A 19,635-nucleotide genomic window follows, 5' to 3' on the forward strand; every position below is an offset into this window, starting at 1 on the left:
TTTTCGTTTTGCATAAAGAAAAATCCTGTTCAGTAAGAAATAAATATAAATTTCACCAATATTTTCTAGGAAAATTTAAATGGGAATTATATAGTTCAACAAAAAAACAAAAACTTTTACTTATTTATGTATAATTTTGGAGGTTATTTCTGTTTTTTTGGCGAAATAGAATCATTTGGAATAAAGAAAGTCTTTTGGCAGAAAAAATGTTTGGGGTGGTACAATGCCAGAAAAGCGGAAAATCATGAAGGATTATATGCAGGGCAAGACACTAAATGAACTTTTCATTCAAAATGTGATTACAGAGCGTTATTATCAAAAAGAAGCAGTTTTTGCAGCTTGTGATAATCTTAGGCGAGGACGCAGAAAAAGTCTCTTGGTCATGGCGTCCGGAACGGGAAAAACGAAAACCGCGATAAGCTTAAGTGATATATTTATGCGGAGCGGATTGGTGAAAAATATTTTATTTTTAACGGACAATACGGTTTTAGTTACGCAAGCAAAAGAGGAGTTTAAGCGGTATTTACCAGAAATATTATTGGGTGAATCGATGAATGAAATGGAAACGGAGAAGTGTAATGTCATTTTTTCCAATTATTCTGATCTATTCAATATTACTTGTAAAGCGCAGATCGACTTAATTATTATTGATGAAATTCATCGAAGTGTTTTAAAAAATTATCATGAATTTTTTGAGGAATTCTCTTCAATTATTGTTGGATTTACTTCAACACCAAGGCTATATATTGATCAAAAGATATATGATTTCTTTGAAGTAGAATCAGGAATGCCAACCTATGCATATGAGTATGAAACAGCAGTTTATAAAGATGGTGTGTTAGTTCCGTATTACAATATAGAAACAATGACAAATTTTTCGGATGAAACTACTGTATATGATGATTTAAGTATAGAGGAGCAAGCAAAATATGAGGATGATTTTATAGGAATCACAGCAAAAATAGGACGGACTCTTTCGCCTTATTTAAAGCAATATCTTTTTAACCAACCTAAAGTTGATATGGTTTTAAAGGAATTAATGAAAAAGGGAATTAAATTTGCGACAAAGGATTGTTTAGGTAAAACAATTATCTTTGCACAAAATAAAGAACATGCGCAATACATAGTCGAGAGATTTAATGTCATTTACCCAGAGTATAGAGGGGATTTTGCAAAATGTATTTCTTTTAATGATACAAATGCACAGGCAATCGTTAACGATTTTAAACAAGTCGCGAAAGAACCGCATATTATTGTATCGTCGGATATGATGGATACGGGAATTGATGTGTCCGAAGTGGTAAATCTAGTATTTTTTAAAAAAGTATACTCAAAAACTCGGTTTTGGCAGATGGTAGGGCGAGGTGCCCGGAACTGTAAAGGATTGGCTTGTCTGGATGACCAGTCAGGCGCATACGTGAATAAACGATATTTTTATATCTTTGATTACTTACGAAACTTTGAATTTTTTCGTGCGCATAAGGAGCTTATCGAAAATGGAGAAATAGAATCTTTAGCGGAAACAATTTTTTGTAATCGTGTGCGTTTAATTCAAGCGTTACAGACAAAAAAATTTATTGGTACAGATTATCAGGCCTGGCGTAATACATTAATTGATGTTGTGTATCAACAGATACAAACTTTAAAGAAAGAATTATCAAAGGCTAAATTGCAGATGCGTCATGTTGAGCAATATAAAGACCGTGATGCATTTTCCCGTATATCTGAACAGGATAAATATTCGTTAATTCATTTAATTGCACCGCTTGTTTCTATGAATGATACGGATGAAGCGGCAAAAAGATTTGATTGTCTTATGTATAGTATGATGATTGCCCAATTGGAGAATGAAACGGATTTTGAGCAATATAAGAATAGATTGATACGGATATGTACACAGTTATTGGTTCATTGTAGTGAGAGTATGGCAGTAAGAAAAAAGATACCTTTACTTAAAGATGTTGCTGCAGAAGAGTTTTGGGTCAAGGTTGATGTTTTAACAATGGAATGTATACGGGGGGATATACGGGATTTGGTCAATTACCTTGTAATCTATGATGAAGAGAAAGTAGCTTTTTTCAATCCGACGAAAAGAAAGAGTAAAAGTAAAAGCAAAGTATTTCTATAACGTTTTATTTTCAAAAAATAAAACTATAGTATAAAATAAAAATCATTTCATTAGCAATTTGATGGGTAAGCCATATCAATTGCAATGAAATGATTTTTTTATTAAACAAACAGGTATAAACATGACATTATCATATCTATACACGTTTGTTTCTTAATATTCAGTTATACGAAAAGCCCGAAAGTACGTGCAAGGAATGTTGTGATTAAGCATAAAATTAAGCCAAGGATTGTTGGAAGAAGAAAAGCAATTGCCGTCCATTTTTTACTGCCAGTTTCTTTGTGAATTGTTAACAATGTTGTGCTGCATGGATAATGCAGTAGGCAAAGCAGCATTGTATTAATTGCAGTCAATAGTGTCCAGTGATTATTAAGAAATACTTCTTTTAATGTGGCAAGGTTCTCAATCTCAACCATTTGCCCTGTAGAAAGGTAGGCCATTAACATGATTGGAACAACGATTTCATTTGCCGGCAAGCCGAGAATAAAAGCGAGGAGGATTACGCCATCTACACCAAGATAATAAGCTGGAGCATCTAGGAGGTGGGTAAGATAACTTAACAGAGTTGTGTCACCGAGAGGAATATTGGCAACAAGCCAAATCACTGCACCGGCTGGAGCAGCCATATAAATTGCACGCTTTAACACGAAAAATGTACGATCAATGATAGAACGGTAAATAACAGCACCTACTTGTGGCAGACGATAGGGTGGTAGCTCAAGAATATTAGAAGAGGGGGTTCCTTTGAGTAAAGTTTTGGATAAAAACCATGCCGTGAAAAAAGTCGTAGCGATGCCTAATAAGACGATAGACGTAATGCTCAATGTTGTAACTAAAGAATTATAATTTTCGACAAAACAAGAAGAAACAAATAAAGTTGAGAGTAAAATCAACGTTGGAAATCTACCATTGCATGGTGCAAAATTATTGGTTAATATTGCAATTAATCGTTCACGTGGTGAGTCAATGATGCGACAGGCAATAACGCCAGCGGCATTACAGCCAAACCCCATGCACATGCATGAGCCCCCACTGGATGAAAATGGTTGCATAACAGAAGGTATTTAAACATAACCATACGGTGAGGTGATTGTATGAAGGAGAACACTTTTATTTACCAATGGGAAGATTCGGAAGATATTTATATGGTAGAGGTAGTTTATCGAGATGGAAAGTCACTCCTGGATTTATTAGAAAAATTCATTTTGTCGTCATTAGAAGAGGATGGAGTACTGTTTTAATGGAAATCCAATATCGGGCAGCGTTATATATGCGGCTATCGAAGGAGGATCAAGTTGCTGGAGAAAGTGGCAGTATTCTTACGCAACGAAGGATTCTCAATGAGTACGCAAAAGAGAATGGCTTTGTTATCTATCGTGAATATGTAGATGATGGCTGCTCAGGAACAAATTTTGAGCGAATAGGATTTAAGCAAATGCTTGCAGATATTTCATTAAAAAAAGTAAATTTAGTGATTGTAAAGGATTTATCGCGATTTGGCAGAGATTATATTGGTGCAGGAGAGTACTTAGAAAAGATATTTCCCTTACAATCGGTGCGAGTGATTGCAATTAATGATGGTTTTGATTCGTTGAAAAAGTTATCTTATCAGATGTTAGCGATAAAAAATGTATTTAATGAAATGTATGCGCGTGATATTTCTGATAAAATTACGACGGCATTAAAAGCCAAAATGCAATCGGGTGCTTATATTGGAAATTTTGCACCCTATGGCTATCAAAAGGATTCTCATAATAAAAATAAACTTGTTGTAAATGAAGAGACTGCACCCATTGTTAAACAAATTTTTCATTGGGCAACACAGGGGTTAAATCCAAAAAGAATTGCAGAGAAATTAAATAGCAAGCAGATATTAGCACCACTGGCGTATCGGAATTTTTATCATACAAAAAGAAAAATAAATGATGAAATCTGTAAGCAGGGCTGGAATGCGGCAACAATTGGAAAAATATTAAAAAATCCTGTCTATCTTGGGCATTTGGTGCAGGGAAAAACCAGAAAGGTATCGTTTAAATTAAAGCAGCTTGTCCCTGTAGATTGTGCAGAATGGATTATTGTAAAAAATACACATGCAGCGCTTGTTAGTGCAGAAGATTTTGAGCTCATCATGCAGATGCGGCGCAATCGCACTTGCCATAGACAAGGCAGTTTTTCAAATTTATTTTCAGGTGTTGCATTTTGCAAAGCGTGTGGACGAAGGATGTCATCAGTAGGTTCGCGGAAAAAAGATTCACCGATAAATTTGGCTTGTGGAGCGTATAAAGCTGGAGGAATAAAAGTTTGCAGTAACCATTTTATCGAATATCGTGTACTTTATGATATTGTTTTACAATCATTAAATAAAGAATTGATACTATATGAAATAGAATGGTCATCCTTAGTAAGCCGTATAAAAGAAAAATGCAGGAAGAAGATAGAAGGTGTTTCCGAAGATAGACAAGTACAGCGATTGCAAAAGCGCAGTAGAGAGCTAGATGCTTTAATTAGTAAATTATATGAAGACTATAGTCGAGGTTTTTTAACCGAGGTGCGATTGCGAAAAATGGTTATGCAATATGAAATGAAGTATAGAGACATTCAAGATGTGCTGCAATTAAGAAATCATGCGGAGAATATTCCTAAAGATGCGGATGCTTCAACAAGGGTAGACGAAAAAATTTTGGAGTATATAAAAAGATGGAAACAGCTGTCGGCGCTATCTCCAAGGATGATTGCAAATTTTATTCATTCTATAGAAATTGGTCAGGGCAGTTATGAAATAATAAATGGCAAGCGAAGAAAAGAACAAAAAATTTATCTTCAATTTCAATTTGAAAAAAGAACTGAAGCAAACACTTCGTTTGATGCTTTTTAATAAATGTTTATGAGTTCTGATGTGAATCGATTATGCTATAATGAGAATAAAGTAGACTTGAACATTGCATGATATAAGAAAATTACAAAATTAAGAGGTGGAGAAGATGAAGTTTATTTGTTATCCTAAATGCACAACTTGTAAAAGGGCAGAAGATTATTTAAAAGGGCAGGGGATTTCGTTTACGAAGCGTGATATTAAGGAAGAGAACCCGAACTTTGCTGAACTGGAAGCATGGTATAAAGTAAGTGGACTACCGCTAAAACGTTTTTTTAATACGAGTGGATTGAAATATAAAGAATTATCGCTTAAGGATAAATTGCCGCATATGACAGAAATCGAGCAGCTCAAACTGCTGGCGACAGATGGAATGCTTGTAAAACGACCAATTTTAGTGAGCGATAAATTTGTCCTTGTGGGATTTAAAGAAAAAGAGTGGGAAGAAAAACTAGACCAGAAATAAGTAAATTAGGCTTAAGAATCGAATAAGAGTAGAAGGGGCGATAATCGGAGAATTAAATTCAAAAAAATTCTGTAAAAATATTTAAATTATTAGAGCATTATACTAGTTTTTAAATAAATAAAACCGGAGTATATCGAGGGGGGATATACTCCGGTTTTTCAATCAGTCAATCTGAATAGATTGATATGGTTTTTGTGTATCCTTTTGTTTTGGTAACTGTACATGTAAAATGCCATCTTGGAATGTTGCTTGAATTTTATCCCTATCGATGTTATCAATGTAGAAGCTTCTTTGGACTTTGCCAACATGGCGTTCGCGGTAAATGTAATTATTTTCTTTTGTTTCGTTTTCTTCATTGCGATTTGCACTGATTGTCAAGTAATTTTGGTTATAATCTAACGTAATTTCCTCTTTTTTTACGCCTGGTAATTCAGCAGTTAATTCATAGGTGGCACCCATATCTTTGACATCAACTTTAAAACTGCTAAAAGATGAGTTAAAGTTATGCATTAGTCCAAACGGCTGTTCAAACATTTTAGTGAATAAACGGTCGAAAGCATCTCCTCTTTTAGCAATATTACCAGAACCATGGAACGGTACTAAATCAAACATACTCTCACTCCCATTATTTAATTATTTTTTAAGAAAGTGTATAGATGCTCTTGCATCGATCTTTATACGCTTTCTTTAATTCTTATTATATGCATAAAAGTCAAAAAGTCAATAGGTCAAAAGAACAAAATCATAAAATAATTATTAGAATTATTAGAAAATTCCAATAATATGATTGAATTTGTCGTTTATTTATGATAAAATATAGACAAATAAAAGATACAGCAATCAAAGAAAGAGTTGATTCCAATGTACAAGATAGTGAAGCAACAGAGAATTTGAGAAGTAAAGGGATGAGTCCAATGTATCAGGTAGTTCAAGTAACATAAGCTTAAGTAGAAGGGAAATGAGTCCAATGTAGAATGCAAGCAACAGAAGAAGAAAATAGATACATAGGAGGGGTTAGATGGATTTAGATGAGATTAGTTTAAAATAAGACAGTCTATTATTGAAAGAATAATAGACTGTCTTATTTTTTGTCTTAATTATTGCATACAGAAAATGCTTATGCACATGGTTAGTACCTGTTTGCCAGAAGCATGACATTTCCTGAATGCATTGTCGAGATTAAAGGCGACACGTGGCAGATACCCGAGATCTTCGAGGAGAGTGAATAGTGGAAAAAAGATAGCCATTGGTGGGAGCATGACAGAGACAACCCATGCGAGTGAGCGATACATACCCAAAATTAAAACTCCATGTAGCCAAGCAGGCGCATTCATTGCAATGAATAAATCGGTTAAAGTGTCTTCAAAGCTAAACAATATGTTGCTGAGTAATTCTGAAGGATAATTTGCACCTTCTATTGTCAACCAGAAAACGCCACAAAGCATAAAAAACATGATAGGGTAGCCAAATAACCTAGAGGTCAAGATATCATCAAGGCGATATTCCCAATTCTTTTTTTGTTCAATAGGTTTTGTTACGACTTTGCGACATATCATTTCTGCTTTCGCATAAATTTGAGTGATTTTATCTTCCACATCTGTTGTTGTTTCTATCTGCGCAGGAGGATAGTCAGGTTTCTTGTTCTTAGAAATAGAAAAGATAGCTTCTTTTAATTGATTTAGTCCGCGTCCGGTGCGAGCAGTCGTCCCGATAACAGGGATGGATAATTCTTTACTTAATTCATCTAGATTTACGGTAATGTTTTTTCTTCTGGCCTCATCAAGTAAATTTACACAAAGCACCACATTGGGGGTTATTTCAAGGATTTGCAAGGCTAAATTAAGGTTTCGCTCTAGACAGGAAGCATCGACGACGATAAGTGTTACATCGGGATTTCCGTGAGAAATAAAATCACGTGTGATTTCTTCTTCACTGCTATGTGCGCTTAATGAGTAGGTGCCAGGCAAATCTACTAAAAGAAATTCCTGACTTTCATGCGTAAATGTCCCCTGGGCATTATCTACCGTTTTTCCTGGCCAATTTCCAGTGTGTTGGCGAAGCCCGGTTAATGCATTGAATATTGTACTTTTTCCTACATTCGGATTTCCAGCGAGTGCAATAACAAATTGATCGGGCGAAGCATCAATTTGGAATTGTTTTTTACGCTGGAGCGTATAATGTATTCGGGTGTCCTGCATTGGTTAACTCCTCCTACAATGTTACTTTAATTTGACTAGCATCTTCTTTTCGGATTGCAATTGTCGCCCCGCGAATTTTATAAGCAATCGGGCTACCGGATGGACTGTGACGAATACATTGAACTACTGTCCCCGGAATAACGCCTAAATCAAGAATTCGCCTTTTAAATAGCCCTTGTAGTTCAATTGTATTTATATAGCAAAACTGTCCGGCTGACAAAGTTGCTAAAGATTGTATTGCCATATGATTATCCTCCTATTTTTAATTTGATAACAAGTCTGTTCCAGAAGATATTATCCTTCTACTGAAATCAGACAAGTAATATTTTTAGACCTTATTGGTCATCGGATAAAAAAGAAAACGGGTTTAGGTCTTCCTATGATCTTCTATTTTTGAGTAGACCTTTGCTGTAAAATATGCAATTCAATTAAATTTGGTGTAATAAATCAGCGATTGAAATTTTCTCAACTTATCCAGATAGTTATGCACATTATTCACAGGTAGTTTGCAAAAGATTAGAAAAAAGAGAATATTAAAAAATAGTATATTTGAATAAATAATGGTACAATTAGAATGTTATATCAAATTACTATGGAGGGTAGTAAGGAATGGCAGATAAAAGTGTTATCTTAGTAATAGACGATAACATGTTAATATGTACAATTGTGAAAGATATCTTAAAAACAAAGTATGAAAATATCATAACAATACAGGATGCAAATAAGAGTGTAGCTGTTGCAAAAGAGATTCTGCCAGATTTAATTCTACTCGACGTAGTATTGATTAGCACGGATGGGTTCGAAATATGTCGCAGGTTAAAATCAAGTCCAGTAACTGAAAGTATTCCTGTTATGTTTGTGACAAGTGAAAGTGAAAGAAAAATTATTTCTCGTTGTTTTGAAGTGGGTGCGGTAGATTATATCCGAAAACCATTTATTTCAGCTGAATTGATGGCGAGGGTAGCAGTTCATTTGGAAAGTAGAAAGCATAAGTTACAGCTGCAAAGTATGATTAGGGAAATGGCGGAAGTTCTTCGTCATGATGAGTTGACGAAATTGTACACACGAAGGATATTTATGCAGGAATTGCAAAGTTATTTTGAAATTCAGCATAAATTTGTTTTGGTAATTGCCGATATTGATAATTTTAAAAGAATTAATGATACATACGGTCATGTTATTGGTGATGCGATTTTGACACTGGTTGCAAAAGCATTAAAAGATAATTGCCGTCCCATAGATATTGCCGCAAGGTGGGGTGGTGAAGAGTTTATTATGCTGTTTCCTAGCTTAAATGAAGATTCAACTCGGCACATACTTGAATGTATGAGGAAGAGTATAAATGAAATTTGCTTAGAACATAAAGGTGAAATGATATCTGTAACAACAACATTCGGGTTTACAAATGTTGATTTTGATGTGGAGATGGAAAAAAGTATCGCGATGGCTGATAAGGCACTTTATTATGGGAAAAAACATGGTAAGAATCGCTGTATTATGTATGATAAATCTTTTGAATTCTTACCTTGATTGTGAATGTAGGTGACTATATGATTACAGAAAGTGAATTGATTTTTCGTTTAACTTTAGCCTTATTTTTAGGCGGGCTAGTGGGCTATGAAAGACAAGCTCATCATAAATCAGCAGGCCTGAAAACGAATTCTTTAGTTTGCTTAGGTTCATGTTTGATTATGATTTTATCGATTATGCTTTATCAGCATGTAGAAGGAAAAACAAACGCTGATCCAGCAAGGCTGGCGGCGCAAGTTGTTAGCGGTATAGGTTTTTTAGGCGCTGGTACGATTATGAAAGAGGGATTGACCGTTAAAGGGCTGACCACTGCAGCGTGTCTTTGGGTTGTTTCTGGCGTTGGGTTAGCTGTTGGCGCCGGTTATTATATAGCCGCATTTTTTACATCGGCATTAGTATTTTTCACTTTAGGGATTTTATCGCGTATAGATAAATTGTATGATAAAAATTTAGATGTTTCTGTTGAAGCGATGGATAAATCAGAATTGATTAATCAAATTGGTGTTGTACTAGAAGAATTAAAAATTGAATTTAGTGATGTAGCGATTAAAGATCGAAATAATGGAATGATATTAGTGCAACTGGATGTACATAATTGTGATATTAAACATTCATTAAAAATAATTAGCCGACTAAAGGAAGTTGATGGCGTAGTTAACGTTACAATCAATACATAAAAAGAAACCTAAGACATTGTCTTAGGTTTCTTTTTATATAAATAAGGAAGGGAGAATTATTCAATTGGTTTCTTTAAGAGTGCTAAAATTATCATGCCGACAATTGCTCCGGCGGCAAGGGCAATTAAATAGTTCAATGGGCTGCCGATTACTGGGACAACAAAAAGACCACCGTGAGGGGCGCGAAGTGTACAGCCAAATAGCATGGATAATCCGCCTGCAACGCCTGCCCCGATAGCGCAAGCTGGAATTACTCTTGTTGGATCAGCGGCGGCAAATGGAATAGCACCTTCTGTGATAAAGGAAAATCCCATGATATAGTTGGTAAGACCAGATTTACGATCTTTTTCACTAAACCGATTTTTAAAGAATGTGCTGCAAAGCGCAATTGCGAGTGGAGGAACCATTCCGCCAGCCATTACAGCCGCCATAATATCAAACTGTCCGCTAGCAAGTGATGCAGTTCCAAAGACATACGAGGCTTTATTGATTGGACCGCCCATATCAATTGCCATCATAGCACCAAGAATAACACCTAAGAAAACTTTACTGCCAGATCCCATGGTATTTAGCGTATTTGTCATCCAAGTATTAATCACGGATACAGGTGGATTGATGAGAAAGGTAATGATAGCACCGATTAGCAATACTCCAAGAACAGGATAGAGAAGTACAGGTTTGATGCCTTCTAAAGCTGGAGGCAGAGACCTAAATAGTTTCTTTAAGCCTAATACTAAATAACCAGCGATGAATCCAGCAAGCAGTGCGCCTAAAAATCCTGATCCACCGCTATTGGCAAGCATACCGCCGACAAATCCGGCTGCAAGTCCTGGACGATCGGCAATACTCATTGCAATATATCCAGCTAAGACTGGAAGCATAAAGCCGAAAGCTGTCCCGCCAACATTTTTTAAAAATGCGGCAAATGGAGTATTGGAACCAAAGTTGGCCGGATTAATGGTATAGTCATCAAATAAGAAGGCAAGGGCAATTAAAATTCCTCCGCCGATGACAAATGGCAGCATATGTGAAACACCGTTCATCAAATGTTTGTAGATTTGGCGCCCTAAACTTTCTGCTTTTTCATTCTCTGGTTGAAGTGTTTGTTCAGTAGCGTGAAAAACAGGTACATTTCCCGAAGTTGCTTTTTCTAGCAGATCTTTTGCTTTGTGTATACCATCAGCAACTTTTGTTTGAATTAGAGGCTTACCGTTAAATCGAGCCATTTCTACTTTTTTATCAGCGGCAACAATGATGCAACTTGCCTGCTTAATATCTTCGGGGGTAAGTGAATTCTTTATTCCACCAGAACCATTTGTTTCTACTTTAATGCGTATACCCATTTCTTTAGCTTTCATTTCAAGGCTTTCTGCTGCCATAAAAGTATGAGCAATTCCGGTTGGACAGGCAGTGACTGCAAGGACATCATAGCCAGTAGATACTTCTTTCGCCGGTGCTTCTTCAGTAAATTTTTCGGTTTCTGCTTTGTTTATTAATTGTAAAAATTCCTCTGTTGATTTTGTATCAAGAAGTGATTGGCGAAAGTCGTTGTCCATAAGTAATGTGGCTAGACGGCTTAGAACTTCTACATGTAGATCATTTGCTGTATCAGGGGCTGCAATCATAAAGAAGAGATAGGCGGGTTGACCGTCAAGAGAGTTATAATCTACGCCAGACTTAACCACCATTGCGGCAAGAGCAGCTTTTTTTACCGCACCAGATTTTGCATGAGGAATGGCGATTCCTTCGCCAATACCGGTAGTTCCAGTTTTTTCGCGTTCCAATACAGCAGTTTTATACACCTCTGTATCTAATAAAACGCCTGCTCTGTCCATTAGATTTACCAAAGTGTCAATCGCTTCGCTTTTCGAAGTGATTTGTACATCTAAAGCGATTGCTTTTGGGGTTAATAAATCAATAATCCCCATAATTTTCCCTCCTAATCATTTATTTAGGGGCTGTTTTAGTGGACGTTAAAACGCCTTCTGAAACGCCCTTGTTATTAAATGTCCTTATTTCATGGTAAATGTAATGTTCAACATTATAATTGTTGCAATAATTTCATTACTTCCTCTTTTGTTGCCAACGCTTCCGAGAATGCACTTGCACTTCCAGTTGCTACGCCTATTTTAAATGCTTTTTCAATGTTGTTTGTCGTTAATAGACCAGCTAAGAACCCAGCGACCATTGAATCACCGGCACCAACAGAATTTTTTACAATACCTTTAGGAACGGGACTTTTATAGATTTTGCCGTCAGAAGTAATCAAGATAGCCCCATCTCCTGCCATAGAGACCAGTACATTTTGGGCACCTTTCGCTTGTAACTTTTTTGCACAGGAGATAATTTCTTCATCAGTTGTTAATATTGTGTTAAAAATTTCACCGAGTTCATGATGATTAGGTTTAATTAAAAATGGTTTGTATTTTAAGACATTTAATAATAAATTACATGTGGCATCTACGACGATTTTTATTGATTTATCTGCAAGATGTTCCATGATTTTTTCGTAGATGTCGCTTGGCAATGTGCTTGGAATGCTGCCGGCTAAGACTAATACATCCTCATGATGAATTTGATTAAGTTTGTCGAAAAAAGCTTTTAGTGAAGTTTTATCGATTTCAGGGCCTTGCCCATTAATCTCACTTTCTACGTCAGCTTTTAATTTTACATTGATACGGGATAATCCATCAGATAGATGAATGAAATCGGTTTTACAGCCGAAGGACTTTACTTGGCGTTCAATTTCGTCTCCAGTAAAGCCAGCAATAAAGCCCAACGTTATGCTATCTACGCCAAGGTTATGCAGTACGATGGATACGTTGATGCCTTTTCCTCCACCGAAAATACGCTCGTGTTTTGTTCGATTGACCGCTCCAGCGGTAAATGTATCCAGTTGGACGATATAATCTAGGGAGGGATTAAACGTTGCCGTGTAAATCATGATTTTCCACCTCAATAATATTGGTATAGTCGCGATATTTTTTATCTTTTAACTTGTCAGTAATAATCGTTGCACTAGACAAGTTGGCAAAAGTAATCGGCGCAATTTTATTAAATTTTGATGCATCAGCGAGAACGTAACATTTTTCACAGCGGAGGATTGCTTCATTTTTAACTGCGCCCTCGCTGACATCTGGCGTTGTGAAGCCAGCTTTAATACTGATGCAGTTTGTACCAAAAAAACCTTTGGTAAAGTTATATTTTTTGATGTTTTCAATTGTTTCACTGCCTACGATTGCCGCAGTAGTTGTTTTTACTCGTCCACTGACGATATAAGTAGTATATCCTTTAAAAGCAAGTTTCATTGCATGCCCCATGCCATTTGTCACGAAAGTTGCATGATTTACGTTAATAAAGTCAATCATCCATTCTGTTGTTGTGCCAGCATCAAGATAAACAAAATCATTTGGTCCTATTAATTTGGCGGCAAGTCGGGCAATTGCAATTTTAGATTCTTTATTAAGATCATTCTTAGTTAATACATCAGCTTCATCTGTACTGTAGTTTGTGTCAATTGATGTTGCGCCACCGTATACTTTATGTAATTTGCCACGGCTATGTAAAACGGTTAAATCTCGTCGAATTGTAGATTCCGATGTTTTAAGCAATTTTGTTAATTCAGGAACTGTAATCGCTTTTCTTTCGGCAAGTATTGCTAGGATTGTTGTATAGCGTTCTTCAGTTAACATTTTCATCACTTCCTTTTGTTAGTATTATTTTACAATCAAAAATAACCAAAGTCAATCAAAAATAACTAAACTCGATCAAGATTAATTATATTGTTGCCAACTTAAGAAATATTATATAGGTTAATTTATCCCAAAAGTTGTTAAAGTATTTGTTCTATACCTATCATTACCATAGGCATTAGGTAAAGGCTTTTGTTATAATACGGTATGACTGAGAAGTCATAAATTTTAGAGAGTGAAATGGAAGGATGAACGATATGAATTTCACCAAGGTAAAACGATTTATGCCTATCATTATAGGTGTCGTTTTATTGGGTGCGTTTATCGGGTATCGAATTATTGATAATATTGCAGAAAATAAAATTAGAGCAAAAAATTTAGCAGAGAGTAATATAACATCGGTACAGACGGAGCCTGTAGGAAGACGAGATATCACGCCACAGATGATTTTTTCCGCAGGGCTTGAGCCTGTTTGGAGCGCAGATATCTCAGCAAAGGTAGATGGAAGAATTGAAACGATGTATGTAAATGAAGGTGATCTTGTTAAGGCAGGCACCGTAGTTGCAACATTAGATGGCGGAGATTTGGCGGGGCAGGTGATGCAGGCAGAAGGAAATCTTCTTGCTGCCGAGTCCAATTTTGAACAGGCCCAACTTGACTACAATCGTTATAGTGAACTGGCGAACGCTGGTGCGATTTCGATGCAGGTATTAGATAATGCACGTACGAAGCGCGATGCGGCATATGGGCAAGTACAAAATGCCAAAGGCTCTTTAGGGCTCGTAAAAGAAAAAGAAAAAAATTTAAATATTATTGTACCGCGTGATGGTGTTGTTACAAAACGCCATTTACAGGCTGGTGCGTTTGTTCGTAGTGGCACGCCGTTAATTACTGTAGCAGATACTGAAACTTTGCTTGCAAAAACGACTATCGGAGAATCTCAAGCTGCAGGATTAAAAGTTGGAACATCAGTAGAAGTGCAAATTGACGCATTAGGTGGAAAAGCTGTAAATGGAATGATTACCATGATTTCTCCAGTTGCACAATTGCCAGCACGTACTTTTACGGCAGATGTTACGATTGATAACAGTGAAGGAATTTTAAAAGGTGGAATGTTTGCTAAAGTTGAAATTCCTGTTGCGACCAAAGGTCAGGTTTTAGCTGTTCCAGAAAATTCAATTGTTTTACGTGAAGATCAGCCAAGTGTGTTTGTCATTGCTGAAGATGGTAGAGCTAATCAGCGCTTAATTCAAGTTGGTGGTACAGGTGGAGGATATGCAGAGGTTATTGAAGGATTAAATGAAGGGGAACAAGTGGTAACGGGTGGTCAGCATAAATTGCGTGATGGGATGAAAGTTTTGGTAGGAGCAGGCGGTGACGCACAGTGAATATCATTTCTACACTCATAAAACGCCCAGTTTTTACACTGATGCTGGTATTGGTATTAGTCGTATTTGGTCTGCAAGCATTTCCGAAGCTTGGCGTTGATTTAAATCCGGATGTTGATTTACCGGTAGTGAGTATAACTGCAACGATGACAGGTGCTTCTCCACAGGAGATTGAGACGCTCTTAACAAAGCCAATTGAAGATGCGGTGAGCTCTTTATCGGGAATTAAAACCTTATCATCGACTTCTCGTGAAGGTAGATCGCAGACAACGATTGAATTTGAGTATGGAACGGATTCAAAATTAGCTGCGAATGAGGTGCGTGAAAAAGTTGCGGCAGCCCGTAAAAAACTACCGGATGATATTGATGAGCCGATTGTGCAGCGTTTTGATTTATCTGCACAGGCAATTGGGATCTATAGTTTAACTTCAGATAAACGAAGTGTTGGGGAAATTAGAAAAATCGCCAATGACATTATCAAAGATGAACTTCAACGTTTAGATGGAGTGGCAGAAGTCAATGTATATGGTGCTTCTGAGCGTGAAATACACATTGAAATTGATGCGAATAAGTTATCTGAATACAATTTGTCTATTGGACAAATCATGAATGCAGTAAATAATCAGAATATCAATGCCCCGGGTGGTAGTGTAACAGAGAACGGGCGTAAGGTTTCCGTTCGTGCGATTGGTAAATATAAATCCATTGAAGATATCAAAAATTTAGTTGTAGCAAATATAGATGGAAAAATGATTCGTCTCTATGATGTCGCTGAGGTAAAAGATGGTTGGGCAGAGGAAACCGTATCTGCCGATATCAATGCTTCCGCTGGAGTACTAATTGCTGTACAAAAACAATCGGGAACGAATACAGTGGCGGTTGCTGATAAAGTAAAGGCAAGAATGCAGGATATGCAAAAGGTATTGCCAGAGGATATAAAAATTAATATTGCAAAAGATGGATCGACTTTTATTAAAGACAGTGTAAGTGACGTCATGATGTCCTTGGTTTTAGGGAGTATATTAGCAGTCTTGATTACCTATCTGTTTTTACAAAATGGACGTGCAACGCTCATTGGTGCATTAACAATTCCTACTTCATTGATTGCAACTTTTTTCTTGATGCAGATAATGGATTTTACGCTGAATACGATGTCCTTGATGGCACTTAGCTTGGCGGTTGGGATTGTTATCGATGATGCAATTGTTGTCGTCGAAAATATTTATCGGCATATGGAGGAAGGAAAGTCTGCCTTTGCTGCAGCACGTGATGCAACGAATCAATTGAGCATGGCAATTATTGCGACTACATTAACGTTGCTCGCAGTCTTTGTACCCGTTGGGAGTATGAATGGTATCGTTGGACAATTTTTTAAGCAGTTTGGTCTTACGGTATCTTTTGCTGTGGTCTTTTCTACGTTTGTTGCCTTTACACTAACGCCTATGCTAGCGGCATATTTTTTAAAGCCTACATTGATAGATTCCAACGAGAAAAAATGGTGGCAAAAGTGGGTAGACAAAACATTAGCAGCGTTTGAAAAACAATATATAAAATGGCAAAACGCTTATAGCAGCATTATTGCTTGGGTGTTGGATCAACCCAAAAAAGTATTAGTTATTGCGTTGTTATCCTTGCTTATTAATCCGCTACTCTTACCGTTTTTAGGTAAGGAGTTTCAACCATCTTATGATTCCGGAGAATTTACGATTGCATTAACGGCTCCAGCGGGAACTTCTCTGGAAAAAATGAAAGAGTTAATTTATCCGATTGAAGAAACAATAGAGCGTTTGCCAGAGAAAGAAATTTCTTATGCGATTATTGGGCAAAATGGAACGAATAAAGCATCTGTCGGTGTTAAGTTAGTATCATCTAATAAACGAGATCGCTCAATGAATGAGATTATGGATGAACTTAGAACTGAGTTTGCTGGAAATGGCAATTTAAAAGTCATTGTTCAGACATCCCAAGGTATGGGAGGAGACTCTAGACCTGTACAGTTAGCTTTGCAAGGTGATGATTTGGATCAGCTTACAAATTATGCACAAACTTTGGTAGAGCAGATTTCTGCTTTGCCAGGCAGTGCTGATGTGGATATGTCCATTGACCAATCCGCGCCGGAAATTCAAGTGCGATTAGATGCGCTTCGCATGAAAGACGTAGGCTTAGATACTGCGCAAGTATCTTCTACTTTACAGATGGCATTCATCGGAGTATCAACGCCGAATCAGTACAATGCAGGTGATAATGACTACGATATTCGTCTTCAGCTTTCTGAAAAGAATCGAATGAATATTCATGATGTAGGCAATCTATTGATTGGTACAAATCAAAATACATTCATTCGTTTAGGCGATATTGCTAATATTGAATTATCTTCTGGGCCTACAGAAATTAATCGTGAAAATCGCCAGCGTAAAATTACTGTATATGCGAATGCGATTGGTGTATCTGCTGGTGAATTGTCAAATCAGGCAGCACAGCTTGCAAAAGATCTGCATATGCCGCTTGGCTATAGTTACGGATTTGCCGGTGATGCGAAATCTATGCAAGAGACGTTTGGCGAAATGCTTACTGCACTTATCATGGGATGTGTACTCATTTACATGATTCTTGCAGCTCAGTATGGAAGCTTTGTCCATCCATTTACGATTATGCTTTCCTTACCGTTTGCTGTCAGTGGTGCGATTGTTGGTTTACTCATTGCAAATCAAACAATCAATATGATGAGTATGATTGGCTTTATCATGTTGATGGGTCTGGTAACAAAGAATGCAATTCTGCTTGTTGACCATGCGAACCAGATGCGCGAGGCGGGAATGGACATTAAATCAGCCTTGATTGATGCGGGTACAGTTCGTCTCCGTCCAATCTTAATGACGACTGCCTCAATGATTTTCGGTGTACTTCCGATAGCATTAGGCCTTGGTGCTGGGGCAGAACTTCGTCAATCTATGGGTGTCGTGTTAATTGGTGGACTAATTACGTCAACTTTATTGACATTAGTCGTTGTCCCGATTATTTATCTCTTATTTGATAAATATGAGCAAAAATTACAATTTAAAAAGGTAGAATAAAACAAATAGAGGTAAGCAGTTTAAACTGCTTACCTCTATTTTTATACTCAATGTGTATTTTTTAAAAATAAAGTAATGAAAACACCTACAATACTACAGCAAAATAAAACAAAAAAATCATCTTGAAACGCAAGAATCGCCGACTGTGAATAGATAATCTGGTTTAAATATTGCATAAAGCCCGCATACTTTTCTGGCAAGATATTCATTCCATTAAACCAAAGCTGGCTGCCTAAAGCAACATCAAAATTTCCGCCAAAGAAATTTTGCATTTGCAAAGCGGCGATGAGTTGGTAGAGAGAAAAAGAATCATGAGAAACATCGAGCGTTGTTGTTAATATTTGCGCGTGATAAATTTCGCGTCTTGTCAATAAGACCTGCATGATAACGACGCCAATACTAGCATTTAAGAGCTTGGAAAAGTTTAAAATCCCTGAGCCTACACCAAGCTGATTTCGTTTTAATGTCGCCATTGCACATGTTGTTGTCGGCGACATGGTAAGACCTAAGCCAAATCCATAAATGGCAAGTGGCACAAAAAATTCATATACACCAAAACTGGCATTGATATCTTTAAGAAGAAAGAAAGCATACAATGCAGCGCCCATACCGCAAAGAGTGACAGGACGGGGGCCGAAAGCAGTACTTAGCTTGCCGCTGATTGCAGCTGACAGTACCATGGCAACTGTCTGAGGAAGCATCATCATTCCAGCTTGAATTGAGTTATAATTGAGAATTGATTTTAGAAAAAAAGGGAGTAGATATGTTGTACTTTGCATTGTAAAAAATGTTGCGCCCGCAATGAGATTTGCCAAAAGAAAATTTCTCGAGGTAAATAGTCGAAAGTCAAAAATAGGGCTTGGAGTACGAAGTTCAACGAGAATGAATAGACAAAAAACGGAGAAGAATAAGTATAGTAATGAATTGATGTAATAAGAGTTAAACCAGCCTTCTTTTTCTCCCTGGTTTAAGGCAATAAGCAAAGCAGCAATACTGATAAAGAGGAGAATCCCCCCTAAGATATCGATTGGGGTATCGGTTGTTGCTTTTATTTTTGGAATAAAAATGAAAGCTAATAAAATGCCCAATATACAGAAGGGAATAACAGAAAAGAAAATGGAGCGCCATTGAAAAAGCTCAATAAGATAACCGCCAATCGTTGGTCCTATCGCAGTGCCAATTGCTGCCATTGCACTCCAGAGACCCAGGGCTGTAGCACGCTCAGCGCCTGTAAAGGTTACTGCTACAATCGTCATTGCGTTTGGCAGTAAAGTGCCTCCGCCAACTCCCTGAATTACGCGATAGATAAGCATGGAAGTCCCTCCAGTTGCTGTACCACAAAGTACGGAGCCTATGCTAAAGCAAATAATGCCGATTAGGTACATTTTTTTTGCTCCGTATTTATCACCGAGCTTACCTGTCAGTGGAAGCATCGAGCCATAAGGAAGAAGGTAGCCTAGTGAAACCCAAACGATGGAATCTGAATCAAAATTTAGTTCTGCCATAATGTCAGGCAGTGCAATATTGATACAACTGCTCAGGTAAGCACTGATGACTGTGCCAAGACAGACAGCAAGTAAGGTAAGATATTTTTCCAAAACAACCAGTCC

Annotated in this window: 17 protein-coding genes; 9 read left to right on the forward strand and 8 right to left on the reverse strand. The window is 37.1% G+C overall.

Going from position 1 to position 19,635, the window contains the following annotated elements; genetic code table 11:
* Positions 1-223 precede the first annotated feature (223 nt).
* Positions 224-2,128, forward strand: a complete 1,905-nt coding sequence (locus tag P3F81_RS00225; RefSeq protein ID WP_147669297.1) for a DEAD/DEAH box helicase family protein — start codon at positions 224-226, stop codon at positions 2,126-2,128.
* A 164-nt stretch (positions 2,129-2,292) separates the two neighbouring features.
* Here the strand turns inward: P3F81_RS00225 and P3F81_RS00230 are convergent, their stop codons facing one another.
* On the reverse strand, positions 2,293-3,141 hold the full coding sequence (locus tag P3F81_RS00230; protein ID WP_309320508.1) for a nucleoside recognition domain-containing protein: 849 nt from the start codon (positions 3,139-3,141) through the stop codon (positions 2,293-2,295).
* A gap of 81 nt (positions 3,142-3,222) precedes the next feature.
* Here P3F81_RS00230 and P3F81_RS00235 point away from each other — a divergent pair, with 81 nt between their 5' ends.
* The 3 genes from P3F81_RS00235 to P3F81_RS00245 all read left to right on the forward strand — a co-directional run bounded on the left by P3F81_RS00235 (position 3,223) and on the right by P3F81_RS00245 (position 5,466).
* Complete coding sequence (locus P3F81_RS00235; protein ID WP_309320510.1) at positions 3,223-3,369, forward strand: hypothetical protein; 147 nt, start codon at positions 3,223-3,225, stop codon at positions 3,367-3,369.
* Positions 3,369-5,003 (forward strand): recombinase family protein, encoded by a 1,635-nt coding sequence (locus P3F81_RS00240; RefSeq protein ID WP_309320511.1) that lies wholly within the window; start codon positions 3,369-3,371, stop codon positions 5,001-5,003. Before P3F81_RS00235 ends, P3F81_RS00240 begins: the two co-directional genes overlap by 1 nt.
* A gap of 106 nt (positions 5,004-5,109) precedes the next feature.
* On the forward strand, positions 5,110-5,466 hold the full coding sequence (locus P3F81_RS00245; RefSeq protein ID WP_147669291.1) for an arsenate reductase family protein: 357 nt from the start codon (positions 5,110-5,112) through the stop codon (positions 5,464-5,466).
* A gap of 162 nt (positions 5,467-5,628) precedes the next feature.
* Here P3F81_RS00245 and P3F81_RS00250 read toward each other — a convergent pair whose 3' ends face one another.
* The gene (locus tag P3F81_RS00250; protein ID WP_147669289.1) at positions 5,629-6,078 is read right to left on the reverse strand and encodes an Hsp20/alpha crystallin family protein; all 450 of its coding nucleotides are present in this window, start codon (positions 6,076-6,078) and stop codon (positions 5,629-5,631) included.
* 194 nt (positions 6,079-6,272) lie between these two features.
* Here P3F81_RS00250 and P3F81_RS00255 point away from each other — a divergent pair, with 194 nt between their 5' ends.
* The gene (locus P3F81_RS00255; RefSeq protein WP_309320512.1) at positions 6,273-6,407 is read left to right on the forward strand and encodes a hypothetical protein; all 135 of its coding nucleotides are present in this window, start codon (positions 6,273-6,275) and stop codon (positions 6,405-6,407) included.
* A gap of 156 nt (positions 6,408-6,563) precedes the next feature.
* Here the strand turns inward: P3F81_RS00255 and P3F81_RS00260 are convergent, their stop codons facing one another.
* Both P3F81_RS00260 and P3F81_RS00265 read right to left on the reverse strand, forming a co-directional pair.
* Entirely contained in the window at positions 6,564-7,664 is a 1,101-nt protein-coding gene (locus P3F81_RS00260; RefSeq protein WP_147669287.1) for a FeoB small GTPase domain-containing protein, read from the reverse strand.
* Between the two features lie 13 nt (positions 7,665-7,677).
* Positions 7,678-7,908 carry a FeoA family protein gene (locus P3F81_RS00265; protein ID WP_147669285.1) on the reverse strand — a complete coding sequence of 77 codons (231 nt, stop codon included), beginning with the start codon at positions 7,906-7,908 and terminating at the stop codon, positions 7,678-7,680.
* A 365-nt stretch (positions 7,909-8,273) separates the two neighbouring features.
* On the opposite strand from P3F81_RS00265, the gene P3F81_RS00270 reads away from it, so the two are divergent.
* Both P3F81_RS00270 and P3F81_RS00275 read left to right on the forward strand, forming a co-directional pair.
* A complete protein-coding gene (locus P3F81_RS00270; RefSeq protein WP_147669283.1) occupies positions 8,274-9,194 on the forward strand; it encodes a GGDEF domain-containing response regulator in 921 nt (306 codons plus the stop codon).
* 20 nt (positions 9,195-9,214) lie between these two features.
* On the forward strand, positions 9,215-9,871 hold the full coding sequence (locus P3F81_RS00275) for an MgtC/SapB family protein (protein WP_147669282.1): 657 nt from the start codon (positions 9,215-9,217) through the stop codon (positions 9,869-9,871).
* Positions 9,872-9,927: 56 nt separating this feature from the next.
* Here P3F81_RS00275 and P3F81_RS00280 read toward each other — a convergent pair whose 3' ends face one another.
* The 3 genes from P3F81_RS00280 to P3F81_RS00290 form a co-directional block, all read right to left on the reverse strand.
* A complete protein-coding gene (locus tag P3F81_RS00280; protein WP_147669280.1) occupies positions 9,928-11,799 on the reverse strand; it encodes a PTS fructose transporter subunit IIABC in 1,872 nt (623 codons plus the stop codon).
* Positions 11,800-11,912: 113 nt separating this feature from the next.
* The gene (gene pfkB / locus P3F81_RS00285; RefSeq protein ID WP_147669278.1) at positions 11,913-12,815 is read right to left on the reverse strand and encodes a 1-phosphofructokinase; all 903 of its coding nucleotides are present in this window, start codon (positions 12,813-12,815) and stop codon (positions 11,913-11,915) included.
* The gene (locus P3F81_RS00290) at positions 12,793-13,563 is read right to left on the reverse strand and encodes a DeoR/GlpR family DNA-binding transcription regulator (RefSeq protein ID WP_147669276.1); all 771 of its coding nucleotides are present in this window, start codon (positions 13,561-13,563) and stop codon (positions 12,793-12,795) included. Before P3F81_RS00290 ends, pfkB begins: the two co-directional genes overlap by 23 nt.
* A gap of 257 nt (positions 13,564-13,820) precedes the next feature.
* On the opposite strand from P3F81_RS00290, the gene P3F81_RS00295 reads away from it, so the two are divergent.
* Entirely contained in the window at positions 13,821-14,951 is a 1,131-nt protein-coding gene (locus tag P3F81_RS00295) for an efflux RND transporter periplasmic adaptor subunit (RefSeq protein WP_147669274.1), read from the forward strand.
* Positions 14,948-18,025: an efflux RND transporter permease subunit gene (locus tag P3F81_RS00300; RefSeq protein WP_309320513.1), complete on the forward strand. Its 3,078-nt coding sequence runs from the start codon at positions 14,948-14,950 to the stop codon at positions 18,023-18,025. The genes P3F81_RS00295 and P3F81_RS00300 overlap by 4 nt, the downstream gene beginning before the upstream one ends.
* A gap of 47 nt (positions 18,026-18,072) precedes the next feature.
* Here the strand turns inward: P3F81_RS00300 and P3F81_RS00305 are convergent, their stop codons facing one another.
* On the reverse strand, positions 18,073-19,623 hold the full coding sequence (locus P3F81_RS00305) for a DHA2 family efflux MFS transporter permease subunit (protein ID WP_309320514.1): 1,551 nt from the start codon (positions 19,621-19,623) through the stop codon (positions 18,073-18,075).
* Positions 19,624-19,635: the final 12 nt, after the last annotated feature.

The sequence above is a fragment of the Selenobaculum gibii genome, from assembly GCF_030273445.1.
Lineage (GTDB): Bacteria > Bacillota > Negativicutes > ICN-92133 > ICN-92133 > Selenobaculum > Selenobaculum gibii.